The sequence below is a fragment of the Eubacterium sp. AF16-48 genome, assembly GCF_003479405.1.
In the GTDB taxonomy this organism is placed as follows: domain Bacteria; phylum Bacillota; class Clostridia; order Lachnospirales; family Lachnospiraceae; genus Eubacterium_G; species Eubacterium_G segne.
In genome coordinates, this window is sequence record NZ_QUHB01000003.1 from 53,187 (window position 1) to 70,680 (window position 17,494).

12 protein-coding genes are annotated in these 17,494 nt (G+C 35.8%); 9 read left to right on the forward strand and 3 right to left on the reverse strand.

The window, feature by feature from the left end; genetic code table 11:
- The first annotated feature begins 47 nt into the window (after positions 1-47).
- The 3 genes from DWW68_RS04625 to DWW68_RS04635 all read left to right on the forward strand — a co-directional run bounded on the left by DWW68_RS04625 (position 48) and on the right by DWW68_RS04635 (position 4,753).
- A complete protein-coding gene (locus DWW68_RS04625; protein WP_118589168.1) occupies positions 48-2,675 on the forward strand; it encodes a glycoside hydrolase family 16 protein in 2,628 nt (875 codons plus the stop codon).
- A 206-nt stretch (positions 2,676-2,881) separates the two neighbouring features.
- Positions 2,882-3,070, forward strand: a complete 189-nt coding sequence (locus tag DWW68_RS04630; RefSeq protein ID WP_118589167.1) for a hypothetical protein — start codon at positions 2,882-2,884, stop codon at positions 3,068-3,070.
- A 51-nt stretch (positions 3,071-3,121) separates the two neighbouring features.
- Positions 3,122-4,753 (forward strand): Na+/H+ antiporter NhaC family protein, encoded by a 1,632-nt coding sequence (locus DWW68_RS04635; RefSeq protein WP_347497887.1) that lies wholly within the window; start codon positions 3,122-3,124, stop codon positions 4,751-4,753.
- A 48-nt stretch (positions 4,754-4,801) separates the two neighbouring features.
- On the opposite strand, the gene DWW68_RS04640 is transcribed toward DWW68_RS04635, so the two are convergent.
- From DWW68_RS04640 to iorA, 3 genes are read right to left on the reverse strand one after another with little or no spacing between them, the layout of a single operon-like run.
- Complete coding sequence (locus DWW68_RS04640; RefSeq protein WP_021953658.1) at positions 4,802-6,046, reverse strand: phenylacetate--CoA ligase; 1,245 nt, start codon at positions 6,044-6,046, stop codon at positions 4,802-4,804.
- On the reverse strand, positions 6,033-6,629 hold the full coding sequence (locus DWW68_RS04645) for an indolepyruvate oxidoreductase subunit beta (protein WP_021953659.1): 597 nt from the start codon (positions 6,627-6,629) through the stop codon (positions 6,033-6,035). The genes DWW68_RS04640 and DWW68_RS04645 overlap by 14 nt, the downstream gene beginning before the upstream one ends.
- Positions 6,622-8,418, reverse strand: coding sequence for an indolepyruvate ferredoxin oxidoreductase subunit alpha (iorA, locus tag DWW68_RS04650; protein ID WP_186839790.1), 1,797 nt, complete (start codon positions 8,416-8,418; stop codon positions 6,622-6,624). The genes DWW68_RS04645 and iorA overlap by 8 nt, the downstream gene beginning before the upstream one ends.
- A 259-nt stretch (positions 8,419-8,677) precedes the next feature.
- Between iorA and DWW68_RS04655 the strand changes: the two genes are divergently transcribed.
- The 6 genes from DWW68_RS04655 to DWW68_RS04680 are packed head-to-tail and all read left to right on the forward strand — an operon-like array spanning position 8,678 to position 17,494.
- The gene (locus DWW68_RS04655) at positions 8,678-9,475 is read left to right on the forward strand and encodes a glycosyltransferase family 2 protein (RefSeq protein ID WP_243053043.1); all 798 of its coding nucleotides are present in this window, start codon (positions 8,678-8,680) and stop codon (positions 9,473-9,475) included.
- A gap of 21 nt (positions 9,476-9,496) precedes the next feature.
- Positions 9,497-10,639, forward strand: coding sequence for a glycosyltransferase (locus DWW68_RS04660; protein ID WP_118589166.1), 1,143 nt, complete (start codon positions 9,497-9,499; stop codon positions 10,637-10,639).
- Position 10,640: 1 nt separating this feature from the next.
- The gene (locus DWW68_RS04665; protein WP_118589165.1) at positions 10,641-11,639 is read left to right on the forward strand and encodes a glycosyltransferase; all 999 of its coding nucleotides are present in this window, start codon (positions 10,641-10,643) and stop codon (positions 11,637-11,639) included.
- A 57-nt stretch (positions 11,640-11,696) separates the two neighbouring features.
- Entirely contained in the window at positions 11,697-13,559 is a 1,863-nt protein-coding gene (locus DWW68_RS04670; protein WP_118589164.1) for a glycosyltransferase, read from the forward strand.
- Positions 13,560-13,570: 11 nt separating this feature from the next.
- The gene (locus tag DWW68_RS04675; RefSeq protein WP_118589163.1) at positions 13,571-16,288 is read left to right on the forward strand and encodes a polysaccharide pyruvyl transferase family protein; all 2,718 of its coding nucleotides are present in this window, start codon (positions 13,571-13,573) and stop codon (positions 16,286-16,288) included.
- 39 nt (positions 16,289-16,327) lie between these two features.
- The gene (locus DWW68_RS04680; RefSeq protein WP_158576806.1) at positions 16,328-17,494 is read left to right on the forward strand and encodes a polysaccharide pyruvyl transferase family protein; all 1,167 of its coding nucleotides are present in this window, start codon (positions 16,328-16,330) and stop codon (positions 17,492-17,494) included.

The following is a 17,494-nucleotide window of genomic DNA, read 5'->3' on the forward strand; positions in this document are numbered from 1 at the left end:
ATTGTAAATGACATTAAAGTCAAGGAGCGGAAGAAAAGGAGGAAATTATGGAAAGGAAGAAAAAACATTTCAGTAAGCTTTTAAAAAAAATTATGGCAGTTGCATTAACCTGTGCGCTGACTTTAGGAATGGCAAATGTTCCCGGATGGAATCAGCCGGGAGAAGTGTTAGGAGCAACTACCGCAATTACATCCATGAGCTATTATCCGGGAGAAAATGGCCCTACGATTACCCATTCGGCAGTAGGAGAGGCAAGTTACGGATTTGTTATGCCTAAATTTAACGGCAAGGAAAGCAGCGAACTGTCAATTGCCGACGTGGAAAAGGATTTGCAGGTATATGTAAGACAGCAGGAAGGTACAAAGGGACAGTGGAAAAAAATAGAAGATGTTGAGTATTTCAAATGGAATGACACCTGGGCATGGGAGTACCAAAGCTGGGGTGGCTGGGTATGCTGGATGAAATTAACTGAAACCACTGAACTTAAATTTCATGGAAAAACAAATGATGTTGACTTAATTTATAACCTTGTATTAAACAAACTTGATAAGCTTAAGCTTACAAGTATTACAACAACAGAGGCAAATATAACAGCTGATTCAACAGGAGGTTCAGCAACCCATTGGGGACTTTGGACTTTTAATGGTGATAAAAACATTAAATATGAACAGGTTCAGGATGATATTAACATTTTGGTAGATAATCATGATGGAAAGGGATTTGTTAAATTTTTAAGCAATGCTTCATCAGGATTTTTATGGGATCAGAATTTTGGTTATTATTCAGAGGGTGACGGAGGTTACTGGTTTAAAAATATAGGCTGGTCATTTACCCTTCGTTTCCAAAAAGTAGGTAACAGCAGTATTTATCAGGACGTAAATGTTACATATACTGAGCCTGCAAGAAGTAATTATAATCTTACATCTTACGATGGAAAAACATCTTATGATGCAGGTTCCGTAGAAACAGCATCTGTAGGAATACCACTTCCTAAAATTGGAGGAACCAGTGCAATTAAAAAGGATTTGGAACTGTTTAAATATGAAGTTAAGGTAAATAATGTATGGATTCCTCTTACGGATGTAGCCACAAGCGGATGGGTTTATCAGGGAAATGGATTTAATAACAGTTCCATAAGCCAGCAATGGGGATATTTTGTTGATAACATATATGGATTATGGTTCCAGCCTGTTAAGAGGGATACAGAGATTAGAATAAGCTACCCAAAAGATGGAAAGAAAGGCGGAGATATGAGTGGAAATTCCGTAACATATACAATAAAAGGAAATTCATCATATAAAGATAAGCTTCCATCAGACATGGCAGATATAACAGTAGAAGACAGTTCAAATCCTTATACACCATCAGGCTGGAAAATGATTTGGAATGATGAGTTTACGGGAAATAAACTTGACACAACTAAGTGGAACTATCAGGAAGGTTTTCTGTTAGATGAAAATGATATTAACACTGCCGGATGGGGAAATCAGGAGTTAGAGTATTATACAAAAGATAATGTATCTGTTTCAGATGGCAATTTGAATATTATTATGAAAAAGCAGTCAAAGGAATTTTCACAGAAAAATGATTCCACAAAGAAGGCAACTGCAAAATATTCATCAGGAAAAATTACAACTCAAAATAAATTTTCCGTTAAATACGGAAGAGTGGATTTCAGGGCAAAAATGCCTACAGGAACAGGTGTATGGCCGGCAATGTGGATGCTTCCAAATGACTCAAGATATGGCTCATGGCCTCTTTCAGGAGAAATAGATGTATTTGAGGGACGTGGAAGAACACCGGATATGGTTTTTGGTACTCTTCACTATGGCGCACAGTGGCCTAACAATATAAACACATCAGATGTATTTAATATGGTGCAGGATGGAAAGAAAAAAACAGGAATTGCAGACTGGCATGTATACAGCGTTGTGTGGGATGCAGAAATAATAAAGATATACTGTGACGGTAAGTGCTATTTTAAATGCACATACGGGGAATGGTATTCAGGCTCAGACAGAGGAAATGCCTATGCACCTTTTGACCAGAGATTTTATCTGATTTTAAATCTGGCTGCAGGAGGAACTTTTGACAGCGGTTACGTTCCTGATGATAGTTTTACATCAGGGCTTATGAAGGTAGATTATGTAAGGGTATATCAGAAAATATTAAGAGACACAGAAGATGAGAAACCGGACAAGAATAAGGGAGTTACTACTGATGGAGCCCATGACCACCTGTACGGTGATTACAAATTAGGAATAAAGACTCCTGAAAATCCTACAACAAAGCCGGCAGTGGAAAATCCTACAACAAAGCCGGCAGTGGAAAATCCTACAACAAAGAATGCAGTGGAAGTGCCTACTAATAATGGCAATAAAAAACCTAATTCGCTGAAGAAAGCATTGGCAAAGACTAAGATAACTAAGGCGGTTAAGAAGAAAAAAGCTGCTAAGTTAAGTCTTAAATTTAAGAAGGTTAAAGGGGCAAAGAAGTATAAAGTTCAGATTGCCTCTAATAAGAAATTTAAGAAAGTTTTGCTTAAAAAGACCGTGAAGAAAGTTACCGTGGTAATAAAGAGCAGAAAGCTTAAGGGAAAGAAAAAGCTTTATGTAAGGGTAATGGCAGTAGGAGCAAAGAAATGGTCAAAAGTTAAAAAAGTTAAAATAAAATAGAATAAATTAAAATTATAAAAACCGTAGTTCTATGTGCAAGTACATTAAGTGTATTTTTACAGGAAACTGCGGTTTTACTTATATTTAGTGCAAAGCCGGTTTTAATCATTACCTAATGGCTTCACCAAAATTCAAAAAATATTGTATCATAAAAAACAGGTTAAATTTGGTATTAACTTATGTAGCGTAGAATGAGAGGAGAAGATATGAGCAATTACATAGGAAGTAGCAAACAGAAATTAGATAATAAATTAATTGGATTAATTGTTATTGTGGCGATGACCTTTATTTCAATTAATTTAGAAGCAGTTGGAGTATACAATATTAAAGCTGACGGAAATGTAACAAATATTTTAATTTTTAATTGCGAAAAATATATTTGTATCTTACAATAGAAGGTGCAAATATATTTGGTAGTCGTATTTGACATACCACAGGAGGAAATTATGGGAAAATCACAGAAGAAATGGAAACTTAAAAAGATTTCCGTATTTATGTCATTGGTGGCACTAATGACACTTATATGTGCAACGGTAGTTGTGGCAGGGGACGATGCAGATTACGTTCCGTCATTATATGCTACGGCTTGGGCACTTTTGCCACCGGTGGTAGCTATTGCATTGGCATTAATTACAAAAGAAGTGTATAGTTCACTTTTTATAGGGATTTTAGTAGGGGCAATTTTGTATGGAACAAATCCTGAAACGGTTGTTATGCATGCTTTTAAAGGTGGATTCGTAAGTGTGTTATCAGACGGTGACCATGTGGGAATTTTAATATTCCTTGTAATCCTTGGAACTATAGTTGCACTTATGAACAAAGCAGGTGGCTCGGCAGCTTTTGGTAAATGGGCAGGAGAGCATATTAAAACAAGAGTGGGAGCTCAGTTAGCAACAATTTTATTGGGAGTTTTGATTTTTATTGATGACTATTTTAACTGCCTTACAGTAGGAAGTGTTATGAGACCTGTTACGGATAAACATAATATTTCCCGTGCGAAGCTTGCGTACATAATTGATGCAACAGCTGCACCGGTGTGTATAATTGCACCAATTTCTTCATGGGCAGCAGCAGTTAGCGGATGCGTAGAGGGAGAAGATGGTCTTTCGTTATTTGTAAAAGCAATTCCTTATAACTATTATGCAATTCTTACAATTGTTATGATGGTTTCAATGGTTTTACTTAAAGTTGAATTCGGACCAATGGCAAAGCATGAAAAAAATGCAAAAAATGGTGATTTATTTACAACAGGAAAGGAAATTGATTCATCAGAGGATTATGGTGCTGAGAAAAAAGGTAAGGTTAAAGACCTGTTAATTCCAATTATATGTCTTGTTGTATGTTGTGTTATTGGAATGATATATACAGGTGGATTCTTCAGTGGAGTAGGATTTATTGAGGCATTTTCCAACAGTAGTGCGTCAGTAGGTTTGTCATTGGGAAGTTTCTTTGGATTGGTAATTACCATATTGTTATACGTAATTAGAAGGGTGTTACCGTTTAAGGAATGTATGGATTGCCTTGTTGAGGGATTTAGGGCAATGGTACCTGCTATTTTGATACTTATTATGGCATGGACACTTAAGGCTATGACAGATTCCCTTGGAGCAAGTGACTTCGTGGCTAATTCCATGAAGTCAGTAGCAGGAGATTTCGTAAATTTCTTGCCGGCAATTATTTTCCTTGTTGCATGTTTCCTTGCTTTTGCAACAGGAACATCCTGGGGAACCTTTAGCATATTAATACCTATTGTTGTGGCTGTTTTCCAGAAGGACAATTATGAACTCATGATTTTAGCTATTTCAGCATGTATGGCAGGAGCTGTATGTGGTGACCACTGTTCACCAATTTCGGATACCACTATTATGGCATCAGCAGGGGCACAATGTGAACATGTAAATCATGTATCTACACAGCTTCCATATGCAATAGTTGCAGCAGCAGTATCTTTCCTATCCTTTATTTTGGCAGGTTTTATTCAGAATCCATGGATTGTACTTCCAATAGCAATAGCATTGATGGTAGGACTTATTGTGTTTATTAGGATTTTAAATAATTATCAGCAAAAAGCTGAATAGATGTAAAAGGGGCTGCAATTCGCAGCCCCTTTTATATTCAATAAATATTTAGTTATTATATCTGTAATCAATAACACGTTTTGTTTTCTTTTCGCTTCTTGGAAGAGTTCCCGCAGGAACAACTGTGATTTTGGGAGTCACACCAATTCTGGATTTAAACAATTCTCTAATGGTAGCTCCGGTTTTTTCAAAATCAACACGTCCTTCCGCTTCAACAGTTACAATCATGATATCTTTATTTTTAGAATCGTCATGAGCAATTGTAACATTATATTCAGATGAAACTCCATCAACATTTGAAAGTAAGTCTTCAATCTGGCTAGGAAACATATTAACACCGTGAACCTTAAACATATCATCACTTCGACCTTTAATAATGTCAAGTCTTGGATATTTACTTCCGCAGGCACATGTTCCGGGAATAATCCTTGAAATATCATGGGTACGGAAACGAATAAGAGGAGCTCCTTCTTTAACCAAGGTTGTAATAACAATTTCTCCTTCTTCTCCATCAGGAACGGGCTTTCCGGTAACTGGGTCAATGATTTCTATGTAAACATAATCATCCCAGTAATGGATTCCACATTCGTTTTTACAGGTAATACCAATACCCGGTCCGTAAATTTCCGTAAGACCATAAATATCATATAGTTCAATACCAAGGCTTTCACGAATGGTTTCCCTCATTTTGTCACTCCAACGTTCAGAACCGAATACACCTTTTTTTAAGTTGATTTTATCCTTAAGACCACGTCTGTTGATTTCTTCGGCTAAAAGAAGGGCATAAGATGAAGTGGCGGTAATAACAGTTGACTGCAAATCTATCATCATTTGTAACTGCTTTTCAGTATTTCCCGGGCCCAAAGGAACAGCCATGGCACCAAGCTTTTCGCAACCTGCCTGAAAACCAATACCTGCTGTCCAAAGTCCATATCCCGGAGTAATCTGAATACGGTCTTTTTTTGTGATACCGGCAGTTTCGTAGCATCTTGCAAACATTATTGCCCAATCATCCACATCTTTGGCTGTATAGGGAATAATAACCGGTTTTCCCGTAGTACCTGAAGAAGAATGGATTCTTACAACATCTTCATCAGGCACAGCCTGAATGCCTAAAGGATAAGCATTTCTTAAGTCATCCTTACTTGAAAAAGGAAGTTTCTCAAAGTCTTCCTGAGAAGTAACACCGTCAATTCCCTTTTTCCGATAAATATTTCCATAATAACTGTCTGTATTTAAAAGACGTTTAATTTGAGCATCAACCTGCTCCAATTGAATATTAGTTAATTCCATATTTTTCTCCAATCTTTATGCCGGCAAGAAAAGCCGCTTTATTTGTTTCTACAAAACGTTCCGGTACCCTGTGTTCAATCTCATACATAATAGTATCAGCATTAAGCCCCGTGGCATTAGTTCCCACTGCAACCCCTAAGATAGCTACATTGAAAAACTTTGAGCTGCCAAACGGTTTACATAATTCATCAGCGTCAACCACAACGCATTTACATTTTTTATTTAAATATTCTATCATTTCCACACCGTCGTAAGTTGAATCATTTAATGACTCTGTAGTAGGTTTAACGGGAACGCTATTTACAATAACAATTCCGTCCTGCTTTAAGTAACAAAGATTTCTAACGGCTTCTGAAGGCTCGAAAGCTAAAATAATATCTGCCTTTCCTAAAGGAATAAGAGGCGAAAATGCTCTGTTACCGATTCTGATATGACTTGTAACTGAACCACCACGCTGAGCCATACCAATGGTTTCGGCAGAGTGGGCGGTGTTTCCCAAATGCATTGCAGCTGAGGCAATAAGCTTTGAGGCAAGAACAGTTCCCTGACCGCCTACACCACATAATAAAATATCTTTATTCATCTAAATCACCTCCAATAGCATTTACCGGGCATACCTGACTACATAAGCCACAACCGGTACAAAGGTCTTCGTTAATGGTAACCTTTCCCTTTACCGTACTTATTGCAGGACAACCGATTTCCCGAATACATTTCTTACACTGAATACATTTATCGGATATACAAAGCTTCTTTTCAGGCTTAAACAGTGCAATGCATGGTGATTTAAAAATAATGGCTTTTACACCCGGAAGAGAGGCACAGTCCTTAATAACCTCAACTGATTTATTTAAATCAAGAGGATTAACCGTAACAATCTTCTTAACTCCCATGCCTTCTAATATATGTTCAATACTTATTTTATCAACAATATCACCCATCATGTTTTTTCCGGTTCCGGGGTGAGGCTGATGTCCTGTCATGGCTGTGGTTGAATTGTCAAGAACGCAAAGAATCATGTCAGCTTCATTGTATACAGCATTAACAATACCAGTCATGCCGGAGGCAAAAAACGTGGAATCTCCAACAAAGGCAAAACAGGTACCTTCCTTATCTACCCAGTGAAAACCCTGAGCCATTGTAATTCCTGCACCCATACAAAGACAGGTGTCTACCATGTCAAGAGGCATTGCATTTCCTAAGGTATAACATCCTATATCACCACAAAAATAAGCATTCTTACCTTCCATTGCCTTTTTCACTGCATAAAATGAGGCACGGTGGGGGCATCCTGCACATAAAACAGGAGGACGGACAGGTAAATCAGGCATATCACCTAAATAAATTCCTGCTTCCTGTGAAGGAATTTTAAGAAAATCACTTAAAACCTTAGCCACATAATCTGCTGAATTTTCTCCACTGGTTTTAACATAACCACTTTCCTTACCATATACCTTTATATTAAGCCTGTGCTTACCAATTAATTTAGTCACCTCAGCTTCAATGAAAGGACTAAGCTCTTCAAGGCATATAACCTCATCTACTCCTTCAAGGCATGATAAAACAAACTTTTCAGGAAATGGATAAGGAGTGGAAATTTTACAAAGCTTAACTTCAGGATAATCCTGTAGATATTCTTTAGCATAAGCATAACTTATACCACCTGTAAAAACAGCCTTCTTTCCACTGCCTGTAACAATATTTTTAGAATATGTAGAAAAATCGTCACCAATAAGAGGATTTCTTTTTTCAATCATGGCGTGATTCATAAATGAAAGCTTTGGAAAAATAACCCAACGTTTTGAATCTTTTACAAAGCCATCATACAATTTAGGCGTTGTTGTTTCAGGAATGTCTATAGACGCATATGCGTGACATACACGGGTAGTAGGGCGGAAAAGTACAGGTGTTTTATACTTTTCGGAATAGTCAAAGGCATCCTGAATCATTGAAAATGCTTCTTCCGGTGAGGAAGGATCAAAAACAGGAATGCGGCAAAATGATGCAAACATTCTTGTGTCCTGTTCTGTCTGGGAAGAAATTGGGCCGGGATCATCAGCAGAAACTATAACCATACCACCTTTTACACCAACATATGCAAGAGACATAAGGGGGTCAGAGGCAACATTTAGTCCCACCTGCTTCATGGTAACTAAAGTACGGGCTCCGGCATAGGAAGCAGAAGCCGCCAGTTCTAAGGCTGCCTTTTCATTGACAGACCATTCTACGTGTACATCTCCCTGCTTATATTTACTTACTGTTTCAAGTATTTCAGATGACGGTGTGCCGGGGTAGCCTGACACAAGATTTATTCCTGCGGCAAGTGCCCCAAGGGCAATGGCACCGTTACCCATTAAGTAATCTTTTTTCATAGAAAATCTCCTTTTGACTGCAAAAATAAAGGCATTACAGTCTTATATGTAAAAATATAACTAGTTAAGATTATAAATCAATGAGACATTTGACGCAATAACATTGTGGTATTTGCAACGGATAAAATTTATGATGACTTTTTTGCCAATAGACAGTATAATTAAAGAGGTTTATTATGCAAATTTACTTGTTATCATAGTGTAAATATGGTATAAGAGATAGGAAAAGAATTATTCGTATTAAATATAGGAAAGAAAAATGGCAGAAAATAAAAAAATGACAATGATTTCGGTTATTATGCCAGCATACAATGAAGAGAAATATATTGAAAAGGCTCTAGACTCCGTTTGCACACAGGAGGGGGATTTTTCAATTGAAATATTAGTTATAGATGATAATTCTACCGATGCCACAAAAAATATAGTTTTAGATATGGCATGCAGGATTTCCACTAGAGAAAACAATCTTAATAACGGTGTTTCCGTAAGGTTGTTAACTAGCGGCAGGTCCATGGGTGTGGCTGAGGCAAGAAACCTTGGTATTAAAAAAGCAAAAGGTGAATACATTGCATTTTTAGATGCAGATGACTGGTGGAAGGAAGGCAAGTTAAAAAAGCAAATTGCTTTTATGAAAGAAAATAATTTATCTTTTACAGCCACCGGAAGAGAATTAATGAATGCTGATGGCAGTACAACAGGAAAGGTAATTCCTATCCCTGAAAAAATAACATATAAAATGATGCTTAGGACAAATTATATACCGTGTTCGTCAGTTGTAATGAAAAAGGAACTGGCAGAGGAATTTTATATGTGTCACGATGAACTCCATGAAGATTACATTATGTGGATGGAGATTTTAAGGAAATATAATCGTGTATATGGAATAGATGTTCCGTTTTTGTGTAGCAGATTAAGTGAAAATGGAAAGTCCCGAAACAAATTTAAGTCAGCAAAGATGCAGATAGGATGTTACAGATATTTAGGATACGGATTAATAAAGACCGCATTCTATTTTTGTGCGTATACCTACAATGGGTTTAAAAAGTATGGAAAATAATTAAAGGGAAGGATTAAGTAAATGATAAAAATTTCTGTAATAATTCCAATATACAATATGGAAGAATATCTTCCCCAGTGTTTAGACAGTATAGTGTCTCAAACTTTAAGGGAAATAGAAATATTGTGTATTGATGACGGCTCTACAGATGGCTCAGAGGAAGTTTTAAAGCTATATTGTAACAGAGATTCCAGAATCAGAGTTATAAAACAGAATAATCAGGGGGTTTCTTGTGCCAGAAATCTGGGAATAGAAGAAGCATCCGGAAAATATGTTATTTTCATGGATCCTGATGACTGGTATCCTGATAAGGAAATATTGGAAACGCTTTATGTGGGAGCTGAGAAAAATAATGTCAGCATTGCAGGTGGAAGTTTTATGGACTATCACGATGGAATTTATAATGAAAAATTCCCTGACAGATATTTTGGCTATCATTTTGAAAAAGACGGTGTTATTGAATATACTGATTATCAGTTTGATTTCGGATATCAGAGATTTATATTTGAAAAAAGTCTTTTGACGGAAAATCATATTAGCTTTAAAAAATATGTGAGATATCAGGATCCACCGTTTTTTGTGGAGGCAATGATAGCGGCAAGGCGTTTTTACGGAGTAGATAAGCCGGCATATTGTTACAGATATGGTCATACTGAAATAAAATGGAACAGACAAAAGGTTTGTGATTTATTAAAGGGAATAAGTGATAATCTTCAGATATCATCGAAATATGGATTGAAAAAGCTTCATAACCTGACAATACGAAGATTAAATGATGAGTACAGACAGTTGTTAGGAGACAGTATTTTCTTTGAGGAATATGCCTGTGATGTTTTTGAAGAGATGCTTAAAACCATGAATTATATAGATGTTAATATGTTAGATGAAAATAATAGGGACATATATAAGGTATATAATCCTATTATTATGCAAATAAAAGAAGACATAAAAAATCATGTTAACTGGATTGATAATTTAAAAGGTGAAATTGAAGACCTGAAAAATCAGATAAAAGACAGGGATGAACAGTTAAGAGTAAAGGAAGAAGAAAAGAGAGAGCTTGAAGGCAGAGTGCAGGAAGTGTATGATTCTTTTTCTTATAAAGTGGGACATGCCATAACGGTTTTGCCAAGATTACTTGCAAGAATTGTGAAGGGAAGATAAAATGTCAAAGATATTGTCAGTAACAATTCCAACATACAATGTGGAAAGATATTTAAAACAGTGTCTGGATTCTTTTATAATACCGGAAATAATAGATGATATGGAGATTTTAATAGTAAACGATGGTTCTACAGATTCATCTCCTATCATTGCTAAGGAATATACAGAGAAATATCCGGATACTTTTAAATTAATAAATAAGGAAAATGGTGGCCACGGTTCAACCATAAATACAGGAATAGCAAATGCCACGGGAAAATATTTTAAAGTGGTAGACAGTGATGACTGGGTGGATACAAAATCTATGATTAACCTTATAGCAACACTTAAAAAAGATGATTGCGATTTGGTTTACTCCAATTATTACTGGGTAGACAATGACACAGGAAAGAAGACAGTGGAATTTCAAAAGCCTTTTGATGGTGTGGTTTACAACAGGGAATATAATTTTGAAAAGCTGCCCCATGAAATTTTCCTCAAAATGCACGGATATACTGTTAAGACGGATATTCTCAGACAAATAAGGAAAATCGATGAAAACTGCTTTTATGTTGATATGGAATTTGTTGTTTATCCAATACCATATATAAACACGGTAAAGTTTATTCCGGATTTTGTATATCAGTACAGAATAGGGTTGCCAAACCAAAGCATGAATGTGGAAAAAATGAAACGCAATTCCACTAATTTTGACAGGGTGCTTAAGGCATTACTTAAGTTCTACGATGAAAATGTAGAACTAAACATTGCAGATTCAAAGAAAAAATACATTGAAAATGTAATTGCAAGATTAGTGGCCAGCAGAATGAAAATATATTTAAGTTTTCCATTTTCAAAAAAGGTTTCTAAGGATATGAAAGTTATTGATGAAAAAATAAAGAACAATTATCCTGCAATCTATCAGTCAAATATTAATTCGGCTGTAAGGATACTTAGAAAAACAGGATACAAGGCATATCCGCTGGCAAGATTTTGTTATTATATTAAACAAAAAAGTTAGTAAAGGTTAATAACATAACCTATAAAAATATAGAAAGTGAATAAGAGAGAAGAAAAGATGAGAATACAGAAATTAATTTTACAGGACATTGCATATAAAGAAATTATATGCGCAGATGAAGAGTTAATGAAAAACAAGGAAGGCTATGATTTAGAGACTGCATCAATTTACTGCAGAATGGAAAATGCTGAGTTTTTCGGAAACGACGAAAGCGGCATAAAAATCCATAAAGGAGGAAAGGTTTCACTTGATACTTACTCAAACAGTTTTTCTGTTGGAAAATGGGCAAAGTACACAGTAATTGATACTATTTCATTATTACTTGACATGGAAGGAAGTGCCACTGTTAAATTAATGCATGCACAAAAAGAAGGTAATGACATTAAAGTTAATGAAATTAAGTCCTTTGATGTAAACAATGAAACAAGACAGAAATCAGTATTTGATTTTGGTAAACTGGCTGATGAAGGAATTTATTATGCTGAAATCGAAGCAAAGGATAGTGAAGTTACAATATATGGCGGTTCATATGACACAGTAGACATGGAGCCTACACAGACAGTAAAGCTTGCCATAGATATATGTACATTTAAGCGTGAAAAGTACGTTAAGAGAAATATGGGAATTATTTTCCATGATATTTTGGAAAATGAGGATTCACCTTTATACAGAAATCTGTGGATTCACATTTCAGATAATGCATCATCCCTTGACGGAATTGTAGATTCAAATGAATTTATAACAGTAAGCAAGAACGCAAACCTTGGTGGAGTTGGTGGTTTCACAAGAGGTATTATTGAAACAAAGAGACGCCAGAAGGAAATGGGATTTACCCATGTACTTTTAATGGATGATGATGCAACTATCAGTTCAGCTGCAATAGAATTAAATTATATTTTATTATCATATTTAAAGCCTGAATACTTCGGACATACAATCGGAGGAAAACTTTTAGTTCTTAATGTTCCATATCTTCAGTTTGAAGCAGGAGCACAGTGGAATAAAGGTAAAATAAAGGCATTAAAGAATGATTTGGATATTAGACAATTAGATATGGTGCTTGAATCAGAAATTGAAGACAAGCCTATTGAATATACAGGATGGTGGTACTGCTGTATACCACTTTCAGAAATTGATGATAACAATCTTCCGTTACCAATATTTATTCACAGAGATGATATTGAGTATGGTTTAAGAGTAGGACGTGGCAGATTTATTCTTATTAACGGAATTTGTATCTGGCATGAAGCTTTTGCAGGGAAAATGCCTGGAATGCTAGATTATTATGACATTAGAAATGAGGCTATTATTAATGCAATTCAGTGCCCTGATTACACAAAGGAAGATTTTAAGAAAGCGGTTAAGCGTGCAATATGGGTTAATATTTCAAGATACCGTTACAAGTATATTGAATATAACTACAGGGCGGCAGAGGATTTCTGTAAGGGAATTGACTGGTTGTTAGAAACAGACAGTGAGAAGCTTCACAAGGAACTTATAGGAATGAATTATAAGGCTAAAAAGATTGAAGATTATATCGGATATAAGGGACTTACAGAGGAAGAATTAGTAAGTGGCGAGCAGGGAGATTACAAGCTTCCGTTTATTTCAAGATTGCTCCACAAAATAACCCTTAACGGATATTTCTTCCCGGTTAAAAAGGATAAGGTTACCGTTAACGCACCTTATGGAAGCGTTTATAAATTATTCAGAATTGGGGAATATATTGTTACAGACAATTACCAGAACGCAATTTATATAGCAAGGGACAGAAAAGAATTCTTCCGTGGCAGAAAAGTAATGAAGCAGGCAATGAAGCTTATAGACGAAAAGTATGATGCAGCGGCAAAGAGCTATAGGGAAAGATACAAGGAACTTGTAAGCGAAGACTTCTGGAAAAAATATCTTGGAATAGATTAACAGGTGGTTTCATGACGGAAAGTGAACAGAAAGTATTTGATATACTGGGAACACAAAAATTTGATATTGGAATAATGGGCATGTGGTATGGCGCTAACTACGGTAGCGTCATGACCTATTATGCCCTTAATACTGTTTTGTCAAGACTTGGTTATTCAGTTTTAATGTTGGATAAACAGGCAGTGGAAACAAAGGGCTTTGAATTTGAATTAGATGATACATCTCATGCAAGGGTTTTTGCAAAGACACATTATAAGAATTTTGCTCCATCCCTTCCTGTAGAGGACATGAAAGTGCTAAACAATTACTGTGACACTTTTATGTTAGGATGCGACCAGGTGTGGAATTTCACCATTGCAAAAAGCTATGGACTCAATTACTATCTTGATTTTGCAAATTCTGACAAAAAAAGAATTGCCTACGCATCATCTTTTGGACACGAAGTTTCTTTTACGCCTTTAGAAAAGGTGGCAGGAGTTACCAGGGAACTTCAGAAGTTTGATGCCATATCTGTCAGGGAAGAAAGCGGTGTAAGGGTTTTAAAGGATGAGTTTGGAATAAAAGGAACCCAGGTGTTAGACCCTGTTTTTTTATTAGATGAAAATGACTACAATGAGCTAGTAAAGGAAAGCAATCTTGACATACAGGAAGATTACATGCTGGCTTATATTTTAAATCCTACAGATGAAATCAGGGAAAGTCTTTTAAAAATTTCAGAAAAGAAAAATCTGAAGCTTATTAATATATTAGATGGAAATCCAAACAAATTTGAAAGATTTAAGAAGGCTTTAAATCTTCCAAATACTGTTTCGGACATAACTACCCAGGACTGGCTTTATTACATTAAAAATGCTAAATGCGTAGTTACTGATTCCTGTCATGGGGCAAGCTTTGCGGCAATATTTGGAACACCTTTTGTGATTATAAACAATGAAAACCGTGGTGCCGCAAGATTTAATTCACTTTCTGAAATGTTAGACATAAAAGACAGATATTTTACCGGTCCCGGTGAAATCACAAAGAGATGTGACTTGTTAGAAACATACGATAGAAACAAACACAATAAGATTATTTCCATGGAAAAACAGCGTTCGATGACATGGCTTAAAGAGGCACTTCAAAAGCCGAAGGATACAGATAAAACAGTTAAAAAGGTGCTTAAAAAAGAATGCTGCGGATGTGGAGTATGCTATGGGGTATGCCCTGTAGATGCCATAACAATGGAATTTGATGATGAGGGAGCAATTTATCCTAAAATAGACTTTAACAAGTGTATTCAGTGTGGCAAGTGTTCAAGAACCTGTCCGGGATTACATCCTTATTCAGATAATTTTAAAGAGCCTAAATGCTTTGCGGGATTTGGAAATGACGAAATAAGAAAGAAAAGTTCTTCAGGTGGCATTTTTACCATTATTGCAGAACAAATTATAGATGAGGGAGGAGTAGTTTGCGGAGCAGCTTTTGATGATGATTTCAATATTTCCCATATTGTAGTTGACACAAAAGAAGGTCTGGAAAAACTACGAAGCTCTAAATATATACAAAGTATTACAAAAGACACTTTTAAGGAAGTTAAGAAAGCCTTAGATGAAGGAAGAAGTGCATTGTACGCAGGATGCGGATGCCAGATAGCCGGATTTAAAAGATTTCTTGGAAAAAAATACGACAAACTTATAACTATTGACCTTTTATGCCACGGTGGGCCCACACCGGGAAGCTTTAAGAAATATATGGATGATGTTCATAAAGATAAAAAGGTCAAATACGTAGGATTTAGAGATAAAGACATTTACAAGTGGGAAATTAATTCCACAGGAATGACAGTTAAGTATGAAGATGGAAGTGAATACAGAAAAATAAAGGCGGAAGATAAGTTTTACCGTGCTTTTACAAGAGCCTTTACTGTGAGACCTCATTGTCAGACCTGTAATTATGCAACCCTTCCAAGGCAGGGAGATATTACTCTTGGAGATTTCTGGGGAGTTTTTAAATATAACCCGGATTTTAATGATGACAAGGGAACCTCTCTTATAATTGCCAATAATGATAAGGGAATGGAAGTGCTATCAGGAATAAAATCAAAGCTTAAGTTATTTGAGACGGTTCCTCTTGATTTTGTTTTAAGAAGAGGACAGCCTCTTGATAAACCTTTTCATGCAGAGCCTTTAAGGGACAGATTTATGTCCATGGCAAAGTATGCCTCATTTACTAAATGCTTAGAATGCTGTGAACAGGATACTTTTGACTATGCTTACTTTGCATTAAAACCACAAAATATGGATGATGCATACAGGGCATTGGAAGAATATAAATTAATAAGCATGGGAAATTTCTCAGTGCTGTTAGTATGGGACAGACGAAATGAGGAAATAAGTCCTCTTAAGTACCAGGTATATGAATTTGTAAGGGAACATTTTCCGGCTTATGTGGAAATAAAAAATGATGACGAGGCACTGGGTGTTCAGGGAAGATGCAGAAACTTCGTGTTTACTAATGAAGAATATGTAACATGGGGTAAGGCTAATGTGGCAAAGGGTGCAAAGAAGATTAATGTTAGAAAGCTTTTGCCTGATAACATAAAGATCCCTGAATCTGATGGTGAACAAAAAAAGCAGATTATTAATAAATTAAAGAAAAAACTAAGCTATGAAGATAAGTGGAGCTTATACAGAATTGAGGCAGGAGTTAAGTGGCGTCTGAAGGTAGTTTTAAGAAAGATAAAAAAGTAATTAATTTAAAGTAATTTGTGATAAAGAATGGAGCGCAGAATGAAGAAAAAGTATGATGTGGGAATACTTGGAGTATGGTTTGGATGCAATTATGGAAGCATCGCGACTTATTATTCATTATATTATGCAATTAAAAATATGGGAAAGTCAGTTTTAATGATTCACAGACCATATTTAGATCATTTTGAAGAGGCGTCAATGGAAGACAGACATTCATTAAGATTTGCCAGGGCACATTACGATATAAGTCCTGCTTATCATGTGGATGAAATAGGAAAGTTGAATGATGTATGTGATGCCTTTGTTTTAGGAGCTGATCAGTTGTGGAAATACAATGTTACTAAAATATTCGGACACAGCTATTTTCTGGATTTTGTAAATCGTAAGAATAAAAAAATATCCTATGCCACATCCTTTGGTACTGACAGATTTAAGGCTCCAAAGGAATATATGTGGAAAGCGGTAAAATGCTTAAGAAGAATGAATTATGTTTCCGTAAGGGAAAAGGTCAACGTAAATATGTGCGAAAAACTTTTGGGAATCCGTGCAGAACACGTTTTAGACCCGGTGCTTTTATGTGAAAGCAACTGCTTAGGAGACATAGCTAATGAATCAGACAGAAAAGTAAAGTCAAACTACATTGCAGCTTATATACTTGATCCTACCCCTGAAAAGAGGGAAGCATTATTAAGGCTTGCAAAAAAATATAACAAAGATTTGGTAGTTATGTTGGACGGATGGCCACATTTGTTCGAAACTAATAGGGAAAAAATGGATTTAGACCAATATGTAGTATCTGATGTGGAAGTAGATGACTGGTTATTCTATTTTAAACATAGTGATATGGTTGTTACTGATTCTTTCCATGGAACTTGTATTTCAATTTTATTTGAAAAGCCTTTTTATGCTATTTCAAATCCGGGAAGAGGAGCAGACCGCTTTATTTCTTTAATGGAAGAATTTGGTTTAATGGACAGATTTGTGTGGGATCCTAATGAATTGGGAACTTTTGACAACGAAATGAAATTAGATTACACTAAGGTTAATGAAATATTAAACAACGAAAGAAAGAAATCAATGGCATGGCTTGAAAATGCTTTAAATTCCAAGAAAAAGCATCATTCAGTGGTAATAAGAAGCCAGCTGTTATTCCCGTTTAGAGTCAGAAAGTCAATAAAGTTATATGAAGAAGGAGACAGAAATTAA